Source organism: Streptomyces sp. CNP082, assembly GCF_059570535.1.
In genome coordinates this window covers 37517-60226 of sequence record NZ_JCANSZ010000007.1, presented here as the reverse complement: position 1 = coordinate 60226, position 22710 = coordinate 37517, and the positions used below count along the sequence as shown (strand labels likewise).

The following is a 22710-nucleotide window of genomic DNA, read 5'->3' as shown; positions in this document are numbered from 1 at the left end:
TCATGACAGCAGGTACTCACACGGTGACGAATCAGGCACCACCCCTGGTCGGCTACGACGTCTACACGGCGGACGCGGCCCTCACCGAGGCGGTCGAGCGGTACGTCGCGCCCGAGCGGCACGGCGAGGCGCGCGCGGAGCTGACCGCGCTCGGGCGGGCGGCGGGCTCCGCCGAGGTGCAGCGGTGGGGCGTCGAGGCGAACGCCTCGCCGCCCGTGCTGCACACCCACGACCGCTACGGCCACCGCCTCGACGAGGTCGCCTTCCACCCCTCCTGGCACCGGCTGATGGAGCGCGGCGTGGCCGCCGGGCTGACCGACGCCTGGAACCGCCCGGACGGGCATGTGCGGCGGGCGGCCGGGTTCCTGGTGTGGACGCAGGCCGAGGCGGGGCACGGGTGCCCGCTGTCGATGACGCACGCCGCGGTGCCGGCGCTGCGCGCGCAGCCGGAGCTGGCCGCGGTGTGGGAGCCGCTGCTGACCTCGCGGGTGTACGAACCGGGGCTGACGCCCGCCGCCGCGAAGGCGGGCGCGATCACCGGGATGGGGATGACGGAGAAGCAGGGCGGCTCGGACGTACGGGCCAACACCACGCGGGCGGAGCCGGCCGGGGACGGCGCGTACGCCCTGACGGGTCACAAGTGGTTCTGCTCGGCGCCGATGTCGGACGCCTTCCTGGTGCTCGCGCAGGTGCCGTCGGGCGGCTCCGGCGCCGGCGGGCTGACCTGCTTCCTGCTGCCGCGCATGCTGCCGGACGGCAGCCGCAACACCATTCTGCTCCAGCGGCTCAAGGACAAGCTGGGCAACCGCTCGAACGCCTCCGCGGAGGTCGAGTTCGACGGTACGACGCTCGCCTGGCGGGTCGGCGAGGAGGGCCGGGGCATCCCGGCGATCATCGAGATGGTCGCCGCCACCCGGGTCGACTGCGCGACGGCCGCGGCTGCCGTGATGCGGCAGGCGGTGGCGCAGGCGGTGCACCACTGCACGTACCGCGCGGCGTTCGGCGGGGCGCTCGCCGACAAGCCGCTGATGCGCAACGTGCTGGCGGACCTGGCGCTGGAGTCGGAGGCCGCGACGGCGCTGGCGCTGCGGCTGGCCGCCGCGTACGACGCGGGCACGGACGACGAGCGGGCGTTCCTGCGCCTTGCGGTGCCGGCGGCGAAGTACTGGGTGACCAAGCGGTGCACGCCGGTGGCGGCGGAGGCGCTGGAGTGTCTGGGCGGCAACGGGTACGTGGAGGAGTCGGGGATGCCACGGCTGCTGCGCGAGGCGCCGCTGAACTCGATCTGGGAGGGCTCGGGCAACGTACAGGCGCTCGACCTGCTGCGCGCACTGCGGCGGGAGCCGCGGGCGGTGGACGCGGTGCTCACCGAGATCGGCCGGGCGCGGGGCGCGGACCACCGGCTGGACCGGGCGGTCAAGGACCTGCTGACCGGGCTGGCGGACCTGGAGGGCGTCGAGACGCGGGCGCGCCGTCTGGCGGAGCGGCTGGCGCTGGTGCTGCAGGGGGCGCTGCTCGTACGGCACGCGCCGGCGGCGGTCGCGGACGCCTTCTGCGCCTCGCGGCTGGGCGGCGAGTGGGGCGCGGCGCTGGGGACGCTGCCGCACGGGCTGGACCTGCGCGCGGTGGTGGACCGGGCCCGGCCGGTGCCCGCCGGCTGAGGTGCCCGGCTGAAGGTGCGCGGCCTGAAGGTGCCCGGCTGAGGGGGCGCGGCCTGGGAGTGCGCGGATGCGACAGCGGAAGGCCCTCCCGCAGGGTGGCGAGGTGACCTCCCGCTGTGACAGGGCGCCGGGAAGCGGTGCCGCGCCGACTCGGCACCCCTCCGCTCAACACCCCCCGGCCACTCAACTCCTCCCGCACGCGTGTGCGCAAAGGTTGCACACCGTTGCAGGTCGCCACTGCGGTGTAATCGGTTTCGTCCAAGAGGTGGGCGCGGGGGCACTGGCGCGGGCACCATTGACCAGGACCGGCTGAACGGACAGGCCAGCGGGGAGTGTTGTGCCGGAAAGCGCGAATGCGGGCGACGGCGGGCTGGGGCACCGGCAACCGGGCCGGGCACGCGGCCCGCGGGCCGGCTGGGGCCGCGCGCTGACCGGCCCGGGCGGACGCGCCGCCGAGGCGTACGCCGTCCCCCTGCCGGAGCTGGCGCCGGCCGCCGACGGCCCGCGCGAGGTGATCGGCGATTCCTGGCGCCGCGCGGCGGAGCGCGGCCTGGACCGCGAGGGCGGCCGGCCGCGGCGGGTGGGCGGCGTGGAGCTGGAGTGGCGGCGGCGTACGGCGGGTGTCGGCGTCCTGCGCGAGGTGCTGCGCGACGGGCTGATCCCGGGCGGGGAGACCGTGCCCGAGCACGTCGTCGTGGTCACCGACGCCGACGGCGTGGTGCTCTGGCGCGACGGGGAGCGCGCGATGCTCAAGGCGGTGAGCCGGATCGGGCTGGCGGAGGGCGCGAGCTGGAGCGAGGACTCCGCGGGCACCAACGGCATCGGCACCGCCCTGGCGACGGGCCGCCCGGTGGGCGTCTACGGCGACGAGCACTTCCTGCGCACGTGCCGTACGTGGAGCTGCGCCGCCGCGCCGCTGACCGACCCGCGCGACGGGCGGCTGCTGGGCGTGGTCAACGTGACCGGCCCGGCGCGCACGATGCCGACGATCTCGCTGGCGTTCGTCACCGCCGTCGGCCGGGTCGCGGAGGGCGAGTTGCGCGACCGGCACTGGACGGCGCTGGGGCGGCTGCGGGCGGTCGCGGCGCCGGTCCTGGCCGGTATCGGGGGCCGGGCGCTGGCCGTGGACGAGCACGGCTGGGCGGCGGGGGCCACCGGGATGGTGCCGCCGGAGCGGGTGGCGCTGCCGAAGCCGCCGGCGGCCGGCCCGTGCGTGCTGCCGGGGCTGGGGCGGTGTGCGCTGGAGCCGCTGCCGGGCGGCGGGTGGCTGGTACAGGTCGAACCGGAGGAGTCCGCGACGGCCCCGACGCGGGTGGTCGTGGACCTGACCCGGCCGGCGTCGCCGAGCCTGGCGGTGCAGGGCGGCGCGGGGCGGTGGTCGCAGCAGGTGAGCCCGCGCCACGCGGAGCTGCTGTACCTGCTGGCGGTGCACCGCGACGGGTTCAGTTCCACGGCGCTGGCCGACGCGCTCTTCGGCGACCCCGGGCGCACGGTGACGGTACGGGCGGAGCTGTCCCGGCTGCGCCGGAAGTTCAGCGGGCTGCTGGCGCACAGGCCGTATCGTTTCTCCGACGAGATCGACGTCCAGCTCCTGCTCCCGGCCCGCCCCGCCGACCTGCTCCCCCGGTCCACGGCCCCGGCGGTCCTGGCCGCCCGCCGCTGAGTTCACCGGCGCGGGTTAGGATCACCGGCCCACGCGTCTGCAGGGGAGGAAGCGATGCCCGTCGGGCCCGCGACCAGTGACACCGTCTACGAACCCGTCCCCCTCTGGGCGAGGATCCCGCACGGGATCTGGCTCAGGGAAGCCACCTCCGTGGCCGTCGACTCGGCCGACCGCGTCTACGTCTTCAACCGCGGCAACATGCCGGTGCTCGTCTTCGACCCGGATGGCAACGTTGTCGACATGTGGGGCAACGACACCCCGCACCTCGGCACCGAGCTGTACGAGGACCCGTACGGCAACACCCAGCCGCGCTGGCGCGGCTGCCGCTTCACCCGCCCGCACGCGGTCACCGTCGACCACGAGGACCACCTCTGGCTCGTCGACGACGTCGGCAACACCATCACCAAGGCCGACCGCACCGGCACCACCCTGCTGACCCTCGGCACGGGCGAGCCCAGCGGCTTCCAGAGCGGCGAGCCCTTCAACCGCCCCACGGACGTGGCGATATGCCCGCGCACCGGCGACGTCTTCATCACCGACGGCTACGGCAACTCCCGCGTCCACCACTACGACGCCACCGGCCGCCACCTCGCCTCCTGGGGCACCCCCGGCACCGACCCGGGCAGCTTCAGCCTCCCGCACGCGCTGACCCTCACGGACGCCGCCGACGGCGACGGCACCGTCGTCGTCTGCGACCGCGAGAACCACCGCGTCCAGGTCTTCTCCCGCACCGGCGAGTTCCGCACCACCTGGCACGCCCACAAGGCGGTGGCCGTGTGCGCCACAGGCACGGGCCCCGACACCCGCCTCTACGTCGCCGAACAGGGCCCGCCCCCGGTCCAGCGCGGCGTCCCCGGCATCGGCCACAAGATCCGCGTCTTCGACGCCGCGGGCCACGAGGTGACCCGCTTCGGCGCGGACCTCCCCGGCGAGTCCCCGGGCAGCTTCAACTGGCTGCACAGCATCGCGGTCAACTCGGCGGGCGACGTGTACGCGGCGGAGGTCTCGTACGTCGAGGCGGGCAGCAAGCTCGACCCGCCGCGGGAAATGGTCAGCCTGCGCAAGTGGCGCCGCCGCGGGTGACGCCTCCCGGCCCGCGCGGCGCCGGCCGTCGGCGCCGTCACCCGGGACCGCGGCCCGGCCCGCGCCCGTCGGCCGGGCCCGGGGCGCCGGTGCGCAGGTAGGCGAGGACGGCGAGCACACGGCGGTTGTCGCGGCCCGCGGGCGGGATGCCGAGCTTCGTGAAGATGCCGTTGATGTGCTTGGCGACGGCGCTGGAGCTGAGGACGAGCGCCTCGGCGATGCCGGTGTTGGACCGGCCCTGGGCCATCAGCGCCAGCACCTCCCGCTCGCGCGGCGTCATCCGGTCCAGGGGGCGGTCGCGGTCGCGCCGGTCCGGCGGCGGCGCGGGCCGGCCGGGCGGCGCGGCGCCGTGCTCCGCCAGCAGCTCGGCGAGGGCCTGCCGGAGCATCTCGGGGTCTTCGGCGATCAGCACCCGCATCGCGCCGCCGCGCGCCGCCGCGGTGCGCGGCTGGTCGGCGGGGCGCGGCATCGTCAGTCGTCCCGGGCGGTGAGCGCGCCGAGTTCGGTGGGCACGGCGTAGACGGCCGTGTGCACGGGATGGGCGCCGGGGCCCGGTCCGCGGCTGCGCTCGGCGTAGCGGTGGAGCACGGCGAGCAGGTCGGCGCGCAGCTCGCGCAGTTCGCCGGGGGTGAGCCGGAGCGGGGTGCTGGACAGGGCGGAGACGTTGCGCCAGTGCTGCGGCAGCCGGTGGCGCCGGCGAATGAACTCCTCGACCACCCGGGCGTCCCTGGCCAGCATGGCGGCGGCGAACGCGTCCGCCGCCCGCGTCGTCGCGGGCTCCTCGTCCGGCTCGCGGGTGTAGGTGAGGTCGAGTTCGCGCACCCGCCAGGGGCGGGCGCGGCCCTTGCCGCCGTGGGTCTCCTCGATGAGGCCGTACTTCCCGAGCGTGCCCAGGTGGTACGAGCACACCTTCGGGGTGAGCCCGAGCAGTTCCGCGGCCCGGCTCGCGGTCAGCGGCCCCTCCCGTTCCAGCAGGTAGAGCAGGTCGAGCCGGACCGGGTGTGCCAGCGCCCTCAGCGCGCGCGGATCGGTGCCCGCGGTGCTGGGGGAAGATTCCTTCTCGGAAGACATGTTCCGAGGATGCCCGGGGGCCGCGGACGGCGTCAAGACTGCACAAAACTCCACCCCGGACGGGCAGAAACGCTACCGACACGGCACCTGCCCGGCGACCAGACTCCCTCACAGGAGGAGATCGCGAGGCGGCCGACGCCGCCCGCCGCCCGGCCGTCGCGGCGGCCCACGGCCACGTACGCGACCGCCGACACCCCGAGGAGGAACCCCGCATGCACGCACCGTCGCACCGTCACCGCCGCCGCACCGTCGTCGGCGCCGGCCTGGCCGCCCTGGCAGGCGCCTCCGGGTCCGGCGCCGCGGCGCGGCCGGCCACTGCCGCCGCGGGCACCGGCACGGACGCCCGGGGCCCCGCTTCCGGCACCGGCGTGCTCCGGCGCGAGGTGGAACGGGCCCGCGCCGCCGGCGGCTTCGTCAGCGTCGTGGCCCACCTGCGCGACGGCCGGCGCCGCAGCCGTGCCCGCTCGGGCGTCGCCGGCCTCCGGACCGCCGAGCCGGCGCCGTACGACGGCTGTGTACGCGGCAACAGCGTCACCAAGACGTTCGTCGCCACCCTGGTCCTCGCTCTGGAGGCCGAGGGGCGCCTGTCCCTGGGCGACCCCGTCTCCCGCTGGCTGCCGGGCCTGATCTCCGGCAACGGCCACGACGGCGACGCGATCACACTTCGGCACCTGCTCCAGAACACCAGCGGCCTGCCCAACCACACCCAGCTCATCGACTTCGACCAGAGCGGGGAGTCCTTCCAGCGCCACCGGGAACGCCACTACGAGCCCGCGGAACTCGTCGCCATGTCGCTGGCGGAGCCGCCCCGCTTCCCCCCGGCCGACCCGGACGACCCCGAGCCCGACTGGGAGTACTCCAACACCAACTTCGTCGTCGCCGGCATGGTCGTCGAGGCGGTCACCGGCCACGGCTGGCGCCGGGAGCTGCGCCGCCGCATCACCCGCCCCCTCGGCCTGCGCCGCACCTACGCGCCCGGCGACGACACGGCGCTGCCGGCGCCGCACGCCCGCACGTACAAGCTGTTCCCGGAGAACCGCGCCGAGTGGACCGACACCACCGTGCGGAACATGACCTTCTACGGGGCCTCAGGCGAGATCGTCACCGCGCCCGGGGACCTGGAACGCTTCACCACCGCCCTTCTCGGCGGCCGGCTCCTGCCCCCGCCCCAACTGCGCTCCATGCTGCGCTCCGTCCCCCTCACCGCCGGCTACGCGCAGCTCATCCCCCGGGGCCGCTACGGCCTGGGCATGATCCGCCGGACCCTGCCCTGCGGCAGCCACGTGTGGTGCCCGGCCGGCCAGGGCGCGGGCAGCGAGACCTACGCCTCGTGCACGGAGGACGGCCGCACGGCCGTCGTGGTCCACACCACCGGCACGGGCGACCCCGACCAGATCACCCGCGGCTTCACGGCGACCATGCGGCTGATGGACAACGTGCTCTGCGACGCCCTCGGCTGACGCGGCCCGCGGCCCCCCGCCCCGGCCGGGCTCTCCCCGCACCCCGGAGCTTCACCACACGGAGCTTCACCGCACGTGCCGGAGCTTCTCCGCCACCCGGTCGCGGAGCAGCTCGTACTCCTCTCGCAGCCGCACGATCTGCGGCGGGCGGGCGATGACCGTGCCCTCGGTGACGGTCTCCTCGGGGCCGAACTGCTCGCGGGTGAGGTCTATCTCGACGCCCATGCCCAGCCGGTTCCACCAGTGGTAGTCCGTGCGCTGCCCGTCCACCAGGACCTCACCGCGCAGCAGCTCACCGCCGAGCAGGTCGTTGACGACCATCGCGGTGGTGCCGCACTGGTCGCGGGCGGGGTTCTCGGGCGTCCAGTGCGCCCGGAACTCGGGTGTGCACGTGTCGGCGCCCCAACTGCTGCGAAGGGCACGCTCGATGTCGGTGAGAAGCAACGGCGTCATGCCGGCATCCTCACACCCGCCACTGACAACGCCGGATAACGGCGGGGAACGGCGGAGAACGGCGGGGAACTCCGGGGAACGGCGGAGAGTGGCCGGAGAAGCTGCCGCTGCCCCGCGGCGCCGGGGGGCGCCGCGGGGCAGCGGGTCGCGGAGTCAGTGGGAGGCGCTCAGCAGCCCGCGGATGCGGGCCGCCAGGGTCTCGAACTCCGGGGCCGACATGACCTTTCCGTAGTCCCGGGCCCGCGGCAGGTCCACCGGCATCGTCTCGACGATCCGGCCCGGGCGGGGGCTCATCACCTCCACCCGGGTGCCGAGGTAGACGGCCTCCGAGATGGAGTGGGTGACCAGCACGATCGTCGTGCCCGTCTCCCGCCAGATGCGGTTGAGCTCGACGTTCAGATGCTCCCGCGTCAGCGCGTCCAGCGCGCCGAACGGCTCGTCGAGCAGCAGCACCGGCGGCTCGTGCAGCAGCGCGCGGCACAGCGCCACGCGCTGCTGCATGCCGCCGGACAGCTCGTGCGGCAGGGCGTCCTCGAAGCCCTTGAGGCCCGTCATCTCGATCAGCTCGTCGGCACGGCGCGCCGCGGTCTGCTTGTCCATGCCGCGCATCTCGGCCTGCAGCAGGATGTTCTTGCGCGCCCCGCGCCACTGCAGCAGCGAGGCCCGCTGGAACGCGAAGCCGATGTTGCGCTGCGGGCCGGTCACCTGCCGGCCCAGCAGGCTGACCTGGCCCGTCGTCGGCAGCACCAGGCCGGCGATCATCTTCAGCAGGGTCGACTTGCCGCAGCCCGACGGGCCGAGGATGGAGACGAACTCACCGGGCTCGATCCGCATCGAGACCCCGTCGACCGCCGTGGTGCGACTGCGCTTCGTCGTGAACGTGCACGTCACATCGCGGATGTCGATACTTGCGGACGCCGCCGCGCCGGTGGCGGCGGTCTTCTTCTGTTCGAGCTGCGGCACTGCTCACCCCTTAGCGGCGTACGACGCGTCCCAGTAGTCGGCGGGCTGCTTGGCCTCCTTCAGCATCCCGCCGTCCGACAGCAGGTCGATAGTCTCCTGCCACGACTCCTCGGAGTTGACGCCGATTCCGCCGCCGTCCCCCTGAAGCAGCGGCAGCGTGTCCTTGAGCTGGTTGGCCAGTACGTTGTCCGGCGGCGGCTCGGTCGCGGCCTCGGACATGATCTGCACGGCCTCCTCCTGGTTGGCCTCGACCTCCTGCCAGGACTTGGTGGTGGCCCGGACGAACGCCTTGGCGAGCTCGGGGTCGTCGGCCAGCAGCTTGTCGGAGGCGACGATGCCGGTGCCGAGGACGTTCATGCCGAAGTCGGAGAAGAGGATGTAGTCGACCGTCTCGCCGGTGACGTCCTCGATGGTCGGGCCCTGGTCGTGGAAGAAGCCCATGATGGCGTCGACCTTGCCCGCGGCGAGCTGGGAGATCTTGTCCGCGGGCTGGACGTTGACGACCTTCACGTCCGAGGGGTCCACGTCGTTGGCCTCGAGCCAGCCGGGGAAGGTGGCGTACATCGCGTCGCCCGGCGTGCCGGCGACGGTCTTGCCCACCAGGTCGGCCGGCTCCTTGATGTTCTCGTCGGACACGAACTGCACGGAGGACGGGCCCTTCTGGAGGTACACCCCGAGGCTCTTGACCCCCATGCCCTCGCCGATGCCGGCCATCAGCGGCGGGGTGTCGGCCCAGCCGAAGTCGGTCTTGTTCTGCGCGACCTGCTGGATGGTGGCGCCGGAGCCGTTGCCCGGCTTGATCTCCAGGTCGATGCCCTCGTCGGCGTAGAAGCCCTTCTCCACGCCGTAGTAGAAGGCGGCGTGTTCCCCGTACGGCACCCAGTTGAGGGTCAGCGTGACCTTCTTGCCGTTGCCGTCGCCGCCCGCGTCGCCGCCGCCGTCGTCGTCGTCCGACGTGTCGGGGGCGCAGGCGGCGGCGAGCAGCGCGCTCAGCAGGGTGAGTGTCGCCGCGGTGCGTTTCATCGAGTCTCCTTCGTGGATACCCCCGCCTGGAGGCGGGGGAGGAAGCGAAGCTCCCGCGGAGCGGGGCAGGGATAGCCGGATCGCCGCCAGGGCGATGGGGCGTTCACCGCGGTGGTGGTGAGGTGGGCCGCTTGGTCAGGAACTCTCAACTGTCGGTGCTCCCGGGTAGGTTGTGGTGCATGGCGGCGGAAGCGAAGCAGGAGGATGCCGGGTACTGCCGGTACACCTACCGGCTTCGCCTGTCGTCCACGGCCCGTGTCGGGCTTGAAGCCGAGTGGGACCGGTTGCGCTGGGTGTGGAACGAATGTGTTGCCAAGTCGAAGGCGACTCATCTGCACAACAAGGCGGCAGGGAAGAGGCTGACGTGTGGTCCGGTGCAGCTCGCCGCGATGCTGACGGAGGCCCGCTCTCGTACGCCGTGGCTGCGTGAGGGTGCGTGTGTGCCGCAGCAGCAGTTGATCCGGGACTTCGGCAGGTCGAGGGCGAAGGCGCTCAAGGACGTCAAGGCCGGGTTGCCGGTGCGGCAGCGGGCGGGGATGCCGAAGTACAAGAAGAAGCGTGCGGCGCTGCCGACGCTGGAGTACACCCGGCGCGGATTCCGCCTCAAAGACGGGCGTCTGCTGCTTGCCGGCGGTATCGCCGTGACGGTGGTGTGGTCGCGGGAGCTTCCCGAGGCGCCGTCGAGCGTGCGTGTCTACCGGGACGGTGTCGGGCACTGGTGGGCGTCGTTCGTCGTTCCCGCGGTGACCGAGGCACTGCCCGCCACCGGCGCCGTGATCGGCGTCGACTGGGGCGTGCGGGAGACCGCCACCACTACGTCCGTCGCGCACGACCTTCCCCACGCCCAGCACGGCCGCACCGCGGCGGCCAGGCTCGCCCGCTACCAGCGGATGATGGCCCGCCGGAAGCCCGCGAAGGGGCAGGCCGCCTCGAAGGGCTACCGGCAGGCCAAGCGGCAGACCGCGAAGCTGCACAAGAAGGTCGCCCGGCAACGCCGGGACACCGGCCGTAAATGGGCCAAGAAGGTGGTCCGGGACCACGACGGTGTGGCGGTGGAGGACTTCCGGCCCAGGTTTCTCGCCAAGACCACGATGGCCCGCAAGGCCGCGGACGCCGCGATCTCCGCGACCAAGTCCGCACTGATCGAGATGGGGCGTAAGCACGGGCGCGTGGTGCACCTGGTGCATCCCGCGCACACCACCATGGAGTGCGCAGACTGCGGAGCGAGAACCAAGCACGCGCTGCCTCTCTCGGAACGAACGTATACCTGCACCGCGTGCGGAGTCTCCCGGCCCAGGGACAAGAACTCGGCGTACGTGATGCTGGTCCGGGCTGGTCTGGCCCCGGCAGGTGCTGAGGGCGGAAGCCCTCCGGGGGCGCTGCCCCCGGAGGCGGCCTGAGCCTGGAATCCGACACAAGCCGAAGGACACCCCGAGGGGGGCGCACGGCCGCAAGGCCGGACGGGAAACCCCCGCCTTCAGCCGAGTCGGAGCAGTCAAGTCGTTGCCTTCCTGGCGCGCGCGTGGTGGTACGGATTACGGCCCGGGCCCCCGTGGGCTCAGGTCGTCGCCAGGGTCACGCTGGAGCCCTCGCGGCGGCTGGCGTGCCACGGGATGAGCAGGGACTCGGCGACCTCGATGACGACGAACAGCACCACGCCGATCGCCGACATGAGGATCAGGTCCGCGAACAGCAGCGCGGAGTTCAGGTTGCCGCTGGCGAGCAGCAGGATGTAGCCGAGCCCTTCGCTGGCCCCGACGAACTCGCCGACGACGGCGCCGACCACGGCGAGGGTCACCGCGACCTTCAGCCCGGCCATGAGCTGCGGCAGCGCGCCGGGGAAGCGCACCTTGACGAAGACGCTCCACCGGCTGGCACCCATCGTCGCGGAGAGGTCCAGCAGTTCGGGGTCGGTGTCGCGCAGCCCGGCGACGCCGGAGACGACGACGGGGAAGAAGGCGATCAGCACCGCCAGGATGATCTTCGGGGAGAGCCCGGTGCCGAACCACACGATGAGGATCGGCGCGATGGCGATCTTCGGGATGACCTGGGCGAAGAGAATGATCGGATAGAGGGAGCGCTCGGCGGTCTTGGAGTAGACGATGAGCACGGCGGAGGCGATGCCGATGAGGGCCGCCAGCAGGAAGCCGATGACCGTCTCGTACAGCGTCACGTAGGTGTGCTCCGCCAGCATCGAGCGGTCTTCCCACATGACCTCGAAGACCGACCCGGGGGTGGGGACGAGGTAGCGCTCGACCATCTCCCTCGCGGTGACGAACCACCAGACGAGGCCGATCACGGCGAGCACGATGAGGGGCCGCCACACGGCGGAGCCGAAGGCGGCGAGCTGGTTGCCGAAGCGCGCTCCGCGCCGCCCCGTCCGCTCAGGGGCGGTCGGGACGGCGGCGGGCGCCTTGATGTCGTCCTGTGCCGTTGTCACTCGAGATGCATCCAATCGAGGTTGTACACGTGGCCGTCGCCGGGGCAGTTCACGGGGACGGGGGGAACGGTTCCCGGCTCCGGCCCGGATGGCGTCCGGGCGGTGACCGTGGCTGCCTGCTCCGAGGTCGTCCCGCGGTGGTGCGGTGGGGTCGTGCCAGGTGATGCCAAGTGGTGCTTGGTGCGGTGCTACGACAGTGGCCAAGGCCACAGAAAGCGCTTGCCATAAGCTACGGGCGGCGCCCACCCGCAGGCAAGGGGTCGTGAGGCAGATTCCTGCGGCGCGCCCGGGTCCGCAAGACACCGCGCGCCGTGGTCTGATTCCCCTATGGAGAGCACCGCCCTCACCACCTGGTCACTGGAGCAGACCGCCGAAGACGACCTCTGCCCGGCGGCCGTGCCGGCGGCCGTCGCGTCCGGCGGGCTGACCGTCGTCCGCGCCGGGATCCCTTCCCCGGGTTTCAGTCGTTATCTCTACGGGGCCGTCGGCGCCGACGTGTCGTGGACGGACCGGCTGGTGTGGGACGAGGAGCGCTGGCGCGCCTTCGTCGAGCAGCCGGGGACGGAGACGTGGGTGGCGTACGAGGGCGGGACGCCGGCCGGGTATCTGGAGCTGGAGGGGCAGGAGGACGGGGTGGTGGAGATCACCTACTTCGGCCTGCTGCCGGCGTTCCGCGGCCGGCGCATCGGCGGACATCTGCTGTCCGTCGGCACGGCGCGCGCCTGGGACCTGGCCACGCGGTGGCCCGGGCGGGCGCCCACCCGCCGGGTGTGGGTGCACACCTGCAGCGACGACGGCCCGTACGCCCTGGACAACTACCGCCGCCGCGGCTTCCGGATCTTCGACGTACGCAACGAGGACATCCCGGCTGGTCGCGCGCAGGAGTAGGCCCGTAAACCCCGATGTCCATATAGCAAGACCGTATTGTCCGCATGGTGGATCGCTGTGGACGATCCACGGCACCGCATGCCACGCTCTGTCCATGGACCGAGCTGGAGTCGCCCTGGTGAGTCGGCGTCACGTCGATCTCGGCCGCATGTCCAGCGCCATCTGTCCGGCGGGCTGAAAGTCACAGCACCGCCGACCTCCCGCCGCCGCCCAGTCGTCCCCACCGTCGCGGACGCATGCGCGCGCCCCTGCTCAGCCACCCTGCCGGAGAACCGTTTGCGCAGGTCATCCAGGGTCGTACGCCCGATAAGCCGGCTCCTGCGCTTGCCCTAAGGACACCTCTGTCATGGCTAACTCCTCCTCGCGCCCCACCGCGGCCGGCCGCCGCAAGGCCGGCCGCCACCGCGGCGAAGGCCAGTGGGCCGCCGGTCACTTCACGCCGCTCAACTCCAACGAGCAGGTCAAGAAGGACGACGATGGTCTCAATGTGCGGACACGTATTGAGACGATCTACTCCAAGCGCGGCTTCGACTCCATCGACCCCGCCGACCTGCGCGGCCGGATGCGCTGGTGGGGGCTGTACACCCAGCGCAAGCCCGGCATCGACGGCGGCAGGACGGCGGTCCTGGAGCCGCACGAGCTGGACGACAAGCACTTCATGCTCCGCGTCCGCGTCGACGGCGGCCGGCTGACGGTCACGCAGTTGCGGACGATCGGCGAGATCTCCCAGGAGTTCGCCCGCGGCACCGCGGACCTCACCGACCGGCAGAACATCCAGTTGCACTGGATCCGGATCGAGGACGTCCCGGAGATCTGGCGCCGGCTGGAGTCCGTGGGTCTTTCCACCACCGAGGCGTGCGGCGACGTTCCGCGCGTCGTCCTCGGCTCCCCGGTCGCCGGCATCGCCGCGGACGAGATCATCGACGGCACCCCGGCCATCGAGGAGATCCAGCGGCGCATCGTGGGCAACCCCGCGTACTCCAACCTGCCCCGGAAGTTCAAGGGCGCGGTCTCCGGCTCCCCGCAGCTCGACATCGTGCACGAGATCAACGACGTCGCCTTCGTCGGCGTCGAGCACCCGGAGCTGGGCCCGGGGTTCGACGTCTGGGTCGGCGGCGGTCTGTCGACCAACCCCAAGCTGGGGGTACGGCTCGGCGCCTGGGTGCCGCTCGACGAGGTGCCGGACGTCTTCGAGGGCGTCGTCGGGATCTTCCGCGACTACGGCTACCGCCGGCTGCGCAACCGGGCCCGGCTGAAGTACCTGCTCGCCGACTGGGGCCCGGAGAAGTTCCGCCAGGTGCTCCAGGACGAGTACCTGCTGCGCACGCTCGCCGACGGCCCCGCGCCTCAGGTGCCCGCCGAGCGCTGGCGCGACCACATCGGAGTGCACCGGCAGCGCGACGGCCGCTACTACCTGGGCTTCGCCGCCCGCGTCGGCCGCATCGACGGCGGCACCCTGACGAAGATCGCCGAACTGGCGGCGCAGCACGGCTCCGACCGGCTCCGTACCACCGTCGAACAGAAGATGCTGATCCTCGACGTCGAGGAGGACCAGGTCGCCCCGCTGCGCGAGGCGCTGGCGGCGCTGGACCTCCAGGTCGCGCCGTCGGTGTTCCGGCGCGGCACGATGGCCTGCACCGGCATCGAGTTCTGCAAGCTGGCGATCGTCGAGACGAAGGCCCGCGGCGCGGCTCTCGTGGACGAACTGGAGCGGCGGCTGCCCGGCTTCGACGAGCCGATCACCATCAACCTCAACGGGTGCCCGAACTCCTGCGCCCGTATCCAGGTGGCGGACATCGGTCTCAAGGGGCAGCTCGTCACCGACGAGAACGGCGAGCAGGTCGAGGGCTACCAGGTCCACCTCGGCGGCGCCCTCGGCCTCGACCCCGGCTTCGGCCGCAAGGTGCGCGGCCTGAAGGTCACGGCGGCGCAGCTCCCCGAGTACGTCGAGCGCCTGCTCACCCGCTACGCGGCCGGGCGCACGGAGGGCGAGCGGTTCGCCCAGTGGGCGGCGCGCGCCGGCGAGGAGGACCTCAAGTGAGCGGGCGGGCGGCGCCGTTCTACTGCCCGTACTGCGGCGACGAGGACCTGCGCCCGTCCGAAGAGGGGCACGGCACATGGGAGTGCAGGTCCTGCAATCGCGCTTTCAAGCTCTCGTTCCTCGGGCTGCTGGCCGACGGCCTGCGTCCCGACAGCGATGGAGGGAACCACAACCGATGACCGTCATCGAAGACGCGGATACGGATACCGCGGCGCTTGCCGAGCGGGCCGGCCGCGAACTGGAGGACGCCCCGGCGCTGGAGATCCTGCGCTGGGCGACGGACACCTTCGGCAAGCGCTTCTGTGTCACCTCGTCCATGCAGGACATGGTCGTCGCGCACCTGGCGGCCCGCGTCCAGCCGGGCGTGGACGTCCTGTTCCTCGACACCGGCTACCACTTCCCCGAGACCATCGGCACCCGTGACGCGGTGGCCGCGGTGATGGACGTCAACGTCGTCTCGCTCACCCCCCGGCAGACGGTCGAGGAGCAGGACGCCGAGTACGGCCCGCGGCTGTACGAGCGCAACCCCGACCTGTGCTGCGCGCTGCGCAAGATGCAGCCGCTGGCGGACGGCCTGGCCGCGTACGACTCCTGGGCCACGGGCCTGCGCCGCGACGAGTCGCCGACGCGCGCGGACACCCCGGTCGTCGGCTGGGACGCCAAGCGGCGCAAGGTGAAGGTCTCGCCGATCGCCCGCTGGACCGAGGCGGACGTGCAGAACTACGTCGCCGAGCACGGCGTGCTGACCAACCCGCTGCTGGCCGACGGCTACCCCTCCATCGGCTGCGCGCCGTGCACCCGCCGGGTCGCGCCCGGCGAGGACGCCCGCGCGGGCCGCTGGGCGGGCTTCGCCAAGACCGAGTGCGGCATCAACGTCTGAGCCCTCCGGCGCGACCCCACCGTTTTCCGATCGGACCGTTCTACCGTTACGAGCCATGCATCCCGTACTGCTGATCGTCGCCCACGGCAGCCGCGACCCGCGGCACGCCGCCACCGTCGCCGCACTCGCGGCGGGGGTGGCGGCGGCGCGACCGCGCGCGCGGGTGGCGACCTGCTATCTGGACCACTGCGCCCCGCGCGTGCCGCGGGCGCTGCGGCGGCTGTACGACGAGGGCGTACGGGACGTGGTCGCCCTGCCGCTGCTGCTGGCCCGCGCCTTCCACGCCAAGTCCGACATCCCCGCCGCCCTGGACGAGGTACGGGCCGCGCTGCCGCGGCTGCGCGTGACGCAGGGCGGCGTGCTGGGCCCGGACGCCCTGCTGACCGCGGCGCTGGACCGCCGGATGGCGGAGGCCGGGCTGCGGCTGCCCGCCGAGCGGGCCCGTACGGGCGTCGTGCTGGCCGCGGCGGGCTCCAGTGACCCGGAGGCGATCGCGAGCGTCGCAGAAACCGCGCGGGAGTGGCGGCGCACCGCAGGATGGTGCGCCGTGCGGCCCGCGTTCGCCTCCGCGGCGCCACCCCGTACCGCCGACGCCGTCCGCGCACTGCGCGCGGACGGCGCCGAGCGGGTGGCGGTGGCGCCGTACGTCATCGCCCCGGGCTTCCTGCCCGACCGCATCGTGCGGGGCGCCGCGGAGGCGCGGGCGGACGTGCTCGCGCCGGTGCTGGGCGCGGCGCCGGAGCTGGCGCACCTGCTGGCGCGGCGGTACGACGAGGCGTGCGCCGGCGAGCGGCTCGGCCTCATCGCCTGATCGCCTAGCAGTTCAGCTCACCGGTAGGTGATGTCCGACTCCTCGTAGAGGCAGTTGGTGCCGTCGGGGCCGGAGCCGATCTCGTCGGGCTCGTCGCCGTCGTCGTTGCCCTCGTACTTCACGCAGGGCTCGATGTCGCGGTCGTCGTCGCCGATGATCGTGATGTTGTTGAACTCCGCGGTGTCGCCGTAGTTGACGTTGACACCGGCCAGCCGGTCGCCGGGCGCGGTCACCTCGATGTCGTTGAGTACCACGTGCCGCTCGTACTGGCTGGAGCAGTTGCCGCAGGAGCGGTACAGCGCGCCGAAGTCCTCGACCGCGAATCCGCTGACGGTCAGCGTGCCGCCGCCGTTGTGCTGCAGCACCTTGTCCTCGGCCCGGCGGGCGCCGCCGCCGGTGACGGTGAAGCGGGAGCCGTCGCCGCCGCGGAAGGTGGCGGCGTCCTCGCCGACGTCCTCCCACCACACGTTCTCCAGGGTGCAACTGCCCTCGCAGTGCACGCCGTCGGCGGCCGGCGAGCCGAGGATGACGTTCTTGAGCGTGGCGCCGTCCGACAGCTCGAAGAGGGCGCCCTGGTCCTCGTCCTGACCGCCGCCGCCGAGGTCGCCCTCGCCGTAGAAGCGCTTCATGCCGCCGTCGAACTCGCCGCTGACCTCCCGGGTCTCGCTGACCCCCTCCTGGCCGCTGGGCGTGGGCCAGTCGGCGGCCGACGCCGGCGAGGCCAGCGAGGTGGCGAGGGCCCCGACGCCCAGGGCCGCGGCGCTCAGCGCACCGGTGACCGTGCGCTTCATCGTGCGGCGCTTCCTGTGCTTGCGTTCCATGGTTCCGTCCTCACGGTGGGGGGTGTGGTCGTTCATCCGGGGGTTCCCGCGGCCGGCCGCGGGGCGGCCGGCATGCCGTCGCCGATGAAGAAGCTCGGGTGCGGCGGCTGGTTGTAGCCGGTGTTCTGCCAGGCCAGCGCCTCCCGGTACTGCCGGTCCTGCAGCAGCGTGGTGATGCGCCGGTCCGTCTCGTAGGGCGTGGAGTAGATCCGCAGCGCCGTGTCGTCCGAGGTGGGCCAGACGACCTCCTCGCGCCAGTCGCCGAGGATGTCGCCGGAGAGCGAGGGCACCGCCTTGGTGCCGTTGTTGGAGTGCACGCCCTCGCCGGTCAGCAGGCGGGTGTCGGCTTCGGGCCCGTACTTGTCGATGTGCGTGCCGTCGAGCAGCTCACGCACCGGGTCGCCGTCCCACCAGGAGACGAAGTTGACGGCGGACGGCTCGCGGCCCACGGGGTCGCCGCCGGGGCTGCGCAGCGAGCCGTCGGCGGCGGACCAGGACTCGGCGCCGGGGCTGCCGGCCCAGATGTCGGCAGAGACGCCGCGGCCGTTGTCGGCGCCGGAGGCCGTCGTCCACCGCGGCTCGCCGGTCTCGGCGTCGGCGAACCAGGAGCCGGGTTTGGCGGAGTCCTCGGAGACCTTGAAGTACTCCAGGCCCTCGTTGGCGGGGTCGAGGTCGCCGACGTGGCCGGCGTCGCCGTGGCCGTTGCCGTTGTTCCACAGCACGCCGCCGTCGTCGTCGACGGCCAGCGAGCCGTAGGCCACCTCGTCGGCGCCGTCGCCGTCGAGGTCGGCGATGGCGAGGGCGTGGTTGCCCTGGCCGGCCGTGCCGGGGTGGTCGTCGCTGTCGAAGACCCAGCGCCGGCTGAGCTGCCCGTCCGCGAAGTCCCAGGCGGCGATGACCGAGCGGGTGTAGTAGCCGCGGGCGCTGATCAGCGAGGGGGTCTGGCCGTCGAGGTGGGCGGTGCCGGCGAGGAAGCGGTCCACGCGGTTGCCGTAGTCGTCGCCCCAGTCGGAGACGTTGCCGCGCGGCGGTACGTAGTCGACGGTGGCGAGGGCGGCGCCGGTCGCGCCGTCGAACATGGTGAGGAACTCGGGCCCGTCGAGGACGTAGCCGCTGCCGTTGGCGTGGTCGGCGCCGCCGTCGCCGATCGTCGCGCCGGCGCCGTCGACCGTGCCGTCGGCGGTCTTGGCCGCGATCTCCGCCCGGCCGTCGCCGTCGTAGTCGTAGACCTGGAACTGCGTGTAGTGCTGCCCGGAGCGGATGTTGGGGCCGAGGTCGATGCGCCACAGCCGGTCGCCCTCAAGGGTGTAGCCGTCGAGGATCGTGGGTCCGGTGGCGCCGGACTGCGAGTTGTCCTTGGAGTTCGACGGGTCCCACTTGAGGACGAGGTCGAGGTCGCCGTCGCCGTCGAGGTCGCCGACGGAGGCGTCGTTGGCGGAGTACGTGTAGCCGCTGCCGCCGGACGGAGTGTCGAGGGGCACGTCGTGGTAGCCGTCGGCCATCGCCAGCGCGGGTACGGGCTCCTGCTCCGCGCCGCCGACGACGGCGGCCACGGTGTACTCGGCGCCGGCCGGGGCGCCCTCGTCGAGGACGTTCGTGGTGTCGGCGACCGGCTCGGCGTTGACCGGCTCGCCGCCGCGGTACACGTTGAACGTCACGTCGTCGGGGTCTTCCGCCAGCCACCGCCAGCTCACCAGGTTGCCCTCGCCGGAACGGACGCTGACCGCCCCGCGGTCGAGCCTCTCCGACAGCGGCGCGGCGGCCGTGGCGCCGGGCTCGGCGGCGCCGGCCCACGCGGCGAGCCCGCCGGCGCTCAGTGCCGCGGCGGTGAGCATGCCGAGCAGCGCCTTGCCCCGCGTCATGCGGCGGGCGCGGCGGGACCGTGCGGGCGGGCCGGCGGGCGCACGGGGATCGGGTGGTGCGGGTGACATCGGTCCTCCGGTGGGTGGGGGGTTCTGCAGGAGGTTGCCGCCGAGCCTCCGGAGGTTGCCGGTCGGACGCGATCGGCCCGCGGCACATCCACGAGGTGGTCAACGCCGGGACGGCGCCGGCCGTCAGCATCCACGCCTACGCGCCGGCGCTGGCCGCCATGTCGTACTACGCCGAGCTGCCCGGCGGCGGCCTGCGCCCGCTGCGTACCGACCCGGTGACGGACTGATGGGCACCGGAAGCGGCTCCGGCATCGACGGCGCGCTCGCCGCCGTACGCACCACGCTGGATCGTCATGTGTGACGAGGGATACGCCTCGTCGCTGGCAGCCGCCTCCCTCAGGTCGCTCGGGCTGCCCCGGGCGACCGATCTGATCGGCGGTTTTCAGGCGTGGCGGCGGGCCGGCCTGCCGGTCACGCTCCCGTAACGCCCGACCTGCACAAAACCCGCAAATCCTGATGAAACCGCCGCCCGAATCACGCACTTTCTGTCCACACCGCAAGAACCCCCTTGACCGAGCCGCCCTGATGGGCTTATCCCTACTAAGTCAATAGGGATACTCGGAAAGACGATGTTGAGTCCCGGAACTCCCCGAGAGGATGACCCTCCCGTGTCTGCACCACGCCGCCGCCGCGCGGCCCTACGCCTGCTCGCCGGCACCGCCGCCCTCCCCCTGCTCGCCCTGACCGCCTGCGGTTACGGCTCCGAGAGCGACGACGAGGGCGACGACGCGGCCCCCGCCGCCCAGGGCGAGAAGATCGGGGGTCTCGACGAGGTCAGCATCGGCTTCTTCGGCAACGTGACCCACGCGACCCCCCTGGTCGGTCTCGGCGACGACGGCCTGATCACCAAGGAGCTGGGCGGCACCGCCGTCAAGCCGCAGATCTTCAACGCCGGCCCGTCCGCCATCGAGGCGCTCAACGCCGGCTCCGTCGACATGACCTGGATCGGCCCCTCCCCCGCCATCAACGGCTATACCCAGGCGGACGGCCGCAACCTGCGCATCGTCGCGGGCGCCACCTCCGGCGGCGCCTCGCTCGTCGTCAACCCCGACGAGGTGAAGTCGCTGGACGACCTGGAGGGCAAGCGGATCGCCACGCCGCAGCTCGGCAACACCCAGGACGTGGCCCTGCTCAACTACCTGGCCGACAACGGCCTGGAGGTCGACCCGGAGTCCGGCAAGGGCGACGTCTCCGTGATCCGCCAGGACAACAAGGAGATCCCGACCACCTTCCAGCAGGGCGGCCTCGACGGCGCCTGGGTGCCGGAGCCGACCGCCTCCAACCTCGTCGCCAAGGGCGGCGAGGTGCTGCTGAACGAGAAGGAGCTGTGGGAGGACGGCAAGTTCGTCACCACGCACCTGATCGTCTCGCAGACGTTCCTCAAGGAGCACCCCGACGTGGTCGAGGCCGTCGTCCGCGGGTCGGTGAAGACCAACGCCTGGATCACGGACCACCCGGACGAGGCCGAGGACCTGGTCAACGCGGGGATCGAGGAGTACGCGGGCAAGCCGCTGCCCCCCGAGGTGATCGACCGCGCCTTCGGCGACATCGCGGTCACCGACGACCCGCTCGCCTCCACCCTCGCCGAACAGGCCGACCACAGCGTCAAGTCGGGCCTCCTCGACGAGGCCAAGACCGACGGCATCTACGACCTGTCCATCCTCAACAAGGTGCTCGAGAGCGAGGGCCGGCCCGCCGTCGACGACGCCGGCCTCGGCGTCAAGTAGCTCTGCCCGCCTCACCTCCGGGAGGTGCACGAGATGTCCACTGCCATGACCGACGACACCCCGGCCGGCTCCGCGCGGGCCGGGGACGGGCCCGCGGCCCGCCTCACGCACGTGTCCAAGACCTTCGGCCGCCCCGGCGCGCGGCTGCTGGTCCTGGACGACATCACCATCGACGTCGCGCCCGGCGAGTTCGTCACACTGCTGGGCGCGTCGGGATGCGGCAAGTCCACCCTGCTCAACCTGGTCGCCGGCCTCGACGCGCCGAGCGCCGGGACCATCGAGATACCCGGCGGCCAGCGCCCGGCGCTGATGTTCCAGGAGCACGCGCTCTTCCCGTGGCTGACCGCGGGCAAGAACATCGAGCTGGCGCTGAAGATGCGCGGCCTGCCCGCGGGCGAGCGCCGCGCCGAGGCGGAGCGCCTGCTCGAACTCGTCCGGCTGGGCGGCGCGTACGGCAAGCGGGTGCACGAGCTGTCCGGCGGCATGCGCCAGCGCGTCGCGCTGGCCCGCTCGCTCGCGCAGGACAGCAGGCTGCTGCTGATGGACGAGCCGTTCGCCGCGCTCGACGCCATCACCCGCGACGTCCTGCACGACGAACTCACCCGCATCTGGACGGAGACGAAGGTCTCCGTGCTCTTCGTCACCCACAACGTGCGCGAGGCCGTCAAGCTCGCCGAGCGCGTGATCCTCATGTCCTCCCGCCCCGGGCGCATCGCCCGGGAGTGGATCATCGACATCCCGCAGCCGCGCCGGATCGAGGACACCGAGGTGGCCAGCCTCTCGCTGGAGATCACCGAAGAGCTGCGAGGGGAGATCCGCCGCCATGGCAGGCACTGACACCACGGGCACGCCCGGCACGCCCGGCACCTCCGGCGCACCCGCCGCGTCCGGCGCGTCCACCGTGAAATCCGAGGGCAGATCCGAGGACGCAGCCGCCGGTCTCGCCGGGCTCGAAGCCGGTCTCGACGCCCTCGACACCCACACCGCGTCGCGCACCCCGCTGCGCCAGGTGCTGCTGCACAAGGTGCTGCCGCCGATCGTCGCGATCGCCCTCGTCGTGGCCGTCTGGCAGTTGCTGTACGTGCTGGAGGTCAAGCCCGACTACCAACTGCCGGGCCCCGGCCGGGTCTGGGACGCACTCGCCGACCAGTGGTACGAGGGCACGCTGCTCGACGTCATCTGGACGAGCCTGTCCCGCGGCGTGCTCGGCTTCCTCATCGCCATCGCCATCGGCACCCCCCTCGGGCTGATCGTCGCCAAGGTGCCGTTCGTCCGCGCCGCCATCGGCCCGATCCTCACCGGGCTGCAGTCGCTGCCGTCGGTGGCGTGGGTGCCCGCCGCGATCATCTGGTTCGGCCTCTCCCCGTCGATGATCTACGCGGTGGTGCTGCTCGGCGCCGTCCCGTCGATCGCCAACGGGCTGGTCTCCGGCATCGGCCAGATCCCGCCGCTGTATCTGCGCGCCGGCCAGGTCATCGGCGCCACCGGCCTGCACGGCGTACGGCACGTGCTGCTGCCCGCGGCGCTGCCCGGGTACCTCGCCGGGCTCAAGCAGGGCTGGGCGTTCTCCTGGCGGTCGCTGATGGCCGCGGAGATCATCGCCACCTCCCCCGATCTCGGGGTGGGTCTCGGCCAGTTGCTGGAGACCGGCCGCGGCTACCAGGACATGGCGCTCGTGCTCAACGCGATCCTGCTGATCCTGATCGTCGGCGTCGCCATCGAACTGCTGGTGTTCGGCCCGCTGGAGCGCCGGGTGCTGCGCAACCGGGGGCTGCTCGTGGCGCGCTGAGGGCA

22 protein-coding genes and 2 pseudogenes are annotated in these 22710 nt (G+C 72.8%); 16 read left to right on the top strand and 8 right to left on the bottom strand.

Going from position 1 to position 22710, the window contains the following annotated elements; translation table 11 throughout:
• Positions 1 to 2 precede the first annotated feature (2 nt).
• The 3 genes from B124_RS08625 (at position 3) to B124_RS08615 (ending at position 4407) form a co-directional block, all read left to right on the top strand.
• Positions 3 to 1661 carry an acyl-CoA dehydrogenase family protein gene (locus B124_RS08625; protein WP_496502101.1) on the top strand — a complete coding sequence of 553 codons (1659 nt, stop codon included), beginning with the start codon at positions 3 to 5 and terminating at the stop codon, positions 1659 to 1661.
• Between the two features lie 337 nt (positions 1662 to 1998).
• Entirely contained in the window at positions 1999 to 3324 is a 1326-nt protein-coding gene (locus tag B124_RS08620) for a helix-turn-helix domain-containing protein (RefSeq protein ID WP_496502100.1), read from the top strand.
• Between the two features lie 54 nt (positions 3325 to 3378).
• A complete protein-coding gene (locus tag B124_RS08615) occupies positions 3379 to 4407 on the top strand; it encodes an NHL repeat-containing protein (RefSeq protein ID WP_496502099.1) in 1029 nt (342 codons plus the stop codon).
• A gap of 37 nt (positions 4408 to 4444) precedes the next feature.
• Here the strand turns inward: B124_RS08615 and B124_RS08610 are convergent.
• Positions 4445 to 4690: pseudogene (locus tag B124_RS08610) on the bottom strand (response regulator transcription factor); the annotation flags it as partial.
• 188 nt (positions 4691 to 4878) lie between these two features.
• Complete coding sequence (locus tag B124_RS08605; protein WP_496502098.1) at positions 4879 to 5478, bottom strand: ArsR/SmtB family transcription factor; 600 nt, start codon at positions 5476 to 5478, stop codon at positions 4879 to 4881.
• Between the two features lie 212 nt (positions 5479 to 5690).
• Between B124_RS08605 and B124_RS08600 the strand changes: the two genes are divergently transcribed.
• A complete protein-coding gene (locus B124_RS08600; protein ID WP_496502097.1) occupies positions 5691 to 6938 on the top strand; it encodes a serine hydrolase domain-containing protein in 1248 nt (415 codons plus the stop codon).
• Between the two features lie 66 nt (positions 6939 to 7004).
• Here the strand turns inward: B124_RS08600 and B124_RS08595 are convergent, their stop codons facing one another.
• From B124_RS08595 to B124_RS08585, 3 genes are all read right to left on the bottom strand, one after another.
• The gene (locus tag B124_RS08595; RefSeq protein WP_496502096.1) at positions 7005 to 7391 is read right to left on the bottom strand and encodes a YunG family protein; all 387 of its coding nucleotides are present in this window, start codon (positions 7389 to 7391) and stop codon (positions 7005 to 7007) included.
• A gap of 153 nt (positions 7392 to 7544) precedes the next feature.
• Complete coding sequence (locus tag B124_RS08590; RefSeq protein WP_496502095.1) at positions 7545 to 8354, bottom strand: ABC transporter ATP-binding protein; 810 nt, start codon at positions 8352 to 8354, stop codon at positions 7545 to 7547.
• Positions 8355 to 8357: 3 nt separating this feature from the next.
• Positions 8358 to 9377: an ABC transporter substrate-binding protein gene (locus B124_RS08585; protein WP_496502094.1), complete on the bottom strand. Its 1020-nt coding sequence runs from the start codon at positions 9375 to 9377 to the stop codon at positions 8358 to 8360.
• A 179-nt stretch (positions 9378 to 9556) separates the two neighbouring features.
• Between B124_RS08585 and B124_RS08580 the strand changes: the two genes are divergently transcribed.
• Positions 9557 to 10777 (top strand): RNA-guided endonuclease InsQ/TnpB family protein, encoded by a 1221-nt coding sequence (locus B124_RS08580; RefSeq protein ID WP_496502093.1) that lies wholly within the window; start codon positions 9557 to 9559, stop codon positions 10775 to 10777.
• A 158-nt stretch (positions 10778 to 10935) separates the two neighbouring features.
• Here the strand turns inward: B124_RS08580 and B124_RS08575 are convergent, their stop codons facing one another.
• The gene (locus B124_RS08575; protein WP_496502092.1) at positions 10936 to 11817 is read right to left on the bottom strand and encodes an ABC transporter permease; all 882 of its coding nucleotides are present in this window, start codon (positions 11815 to 11817) and stop codon (positions 10936 to 10938) included.
• Between the two features lie 327 nt (positions 11818 to 12144).
• Here B124_RS08575 and B124_RS08570 point away from each other — a divergent pair, with 327 nt between their 5' ends.
• The 6 genes from B124_RS08570 to B124_RS08545 all read left to right on the top strand — a co-directional run bounded on the left by B124_RS08570 (position 12145) and on the right by B124_RS08545 (position 16437).
• The gene (locus tag B124_RS08570; protein WP_496502091.1) at positions 12145 to 12705 is read left to right on the top strand and encodes a GNAT family N-acetyltransferase; all 561 of its coding nucleotides are present in this window, start codon (positions 12145 to 12147) and stop codon (positions 12703 to 12705) included.
• A 94-nt stretch (positions 12706 to 12799) separates the two neighbouring features.
• Entirely contained in the window at positions 12800 to 12883 is an 84-nt protein-coding gene (locus tag B124_RS08565; protein WP_367648462.1) for a putative leader peptide, read from the top strand.
• Between the two features lie 168 nt (positions 12884 to 13051).
• Complete coding sequence (locus B124_RS08560) at positions 13052 to 14746, top strand: nitrite/sulfite reductase (RefSeq protein WP_496502090.1); 1695 nt, start codon at positions 13052 to 13054, stop codon at positions 14744 to 14746.
• The gene (locus B124_RS08555; RefSeq protein WP_125937737.1) at positions 14743 to 14925 is read left to right on the top strand and encodes a hypothetical protein; all 183 of its coding nucleotides are present in this window, start codon (positions 14743 to 14745) and stop codon (positions 14923 to 14925) included. Before B124_RS08560 ends, B124_RS08555 begins: the two co-directional genes overlap by 4 nt.
• Positions 14922 to 15626, top strand: coding sequence for a phosphoadenylyl-sulfate reductase (locus tag B124_RS08550; protein WP_496502089.1), 705 nt, complete (start codon positions 14922 to 14924; stop codon positions 15624 to 15626). Before B124_RS08555 ends, B124_RS08550 begins: the two co-directional genes overlap by 4 nt.
• A 55-nt stretch (positions 15627 to 15681) precedes the next feature.
• Positions 15682 to 16437 (top strand): sirohydrochlorin chelatase, encoded by a 756-nt coding sequence (locus tag B124_RS08545; protein WP_496502088.1) that lies wholly within the window; start codon positions 15682 to 15684, stop codon positions 16435 to 16437.
• Between the two features lie 17 nt (positions 16438 to 16454).
• Here B124_RS08545 and B124_RS08540 read toward each other — a convergent pair whose 3' ends face one another.
• Both B124_RS08540 and B124_RS08535 read right to left on the bottom strand, forming a co-directional pair.
• Positions 16455 to 17258, bottom strand: a complete 804-nt coding sequence (locus tag B124_RS08540; protein WP_496502087.1) for a pectate lyase — start codon at positions 17256 to 17258, stop codon at positions 16455 to 16457.
• 32 nt (positions 17259 to 17290) lie between these two features.
• Positions 17291 to 19189: a rhamnogalacturonan lyase gene (locus B124_RS08535; protein WP_496502086.1), complete on the bottom strand. Its 1899-nt coding sequence runs from the start codon at positions 19187 to 19189 to the stop codon at positions 17291 to 17293.
• A gap of 95 nt (positions 19190 to 19284) precedes the next feature.
• Between B124_RS08535 and B124_RS08530 the strand changes: the two genes are divergently transcribed.
• The 5 genes and pseudogenes from B124_RS08530 (at position 19285) to B124_RS08510 (ending at position 22705) form a co-directional block, all read left to right on the top strand.
• Positions 19285 to 19416: a hypothetical protein gene (locus B124_RS08530; protein ID WP_496502085.1), complete on the top strand. Its 132-nt coding sequence runs from the start codon at positions 19285 to 19287 to the stop codon at positions 19414 to 19416.
• A 54-nt stretch (positions 19417 to 19470) separates the two neighbouring features.
• A pseudogene (locus B124_RS08525) lies at positions 19471 to 19614 on the top strand (rhodanese-like domain-containing protein); the annotation flags it as partial.
• Positions 19615 to 19797: 183 nt separating this feature from the next.
• On the top strand, positions 19798 to 20916 hold the full coding sequence (locus tag B124_RS08520) for an ABC transporter substrate-binding protein (RefSeq protein ID WP_496502084.1): 1119 nt from the start codon (positions 19798 to 19800) through the stop codon (positions 20914 to 20916).
• A gap of 33 nt (positions 20917 to 20949) precedes the next feature.
• The gene (locus B124_RS08515) at positions 20950 to 21753 is read left to right on the top strand and encodes an ABC transporter ATP-binding protein (RefSeq protein WP_496502083.1); all 804 of its coding nucleotides are present in this window, start codon (positions 20950 to 20952) and stop codon (positions 21751 to 21753) included.
• Complete coding sequence (locus B124_RS08510; RefSeq protein ID WP_496502082.1) at positions 21740 to 22705, top strand: ABC transporter permease; 966 nt, start codon at positions 21740 to 21742, stop codon at positions 22703 to 22705. The genes B124_RS08515 and B124_RS08510 overlap by 14 nt, the downstream gene beginning before the upstream one ends.
• Positions 22706 to 22710 lie beyond the last annotated feature (5 nt).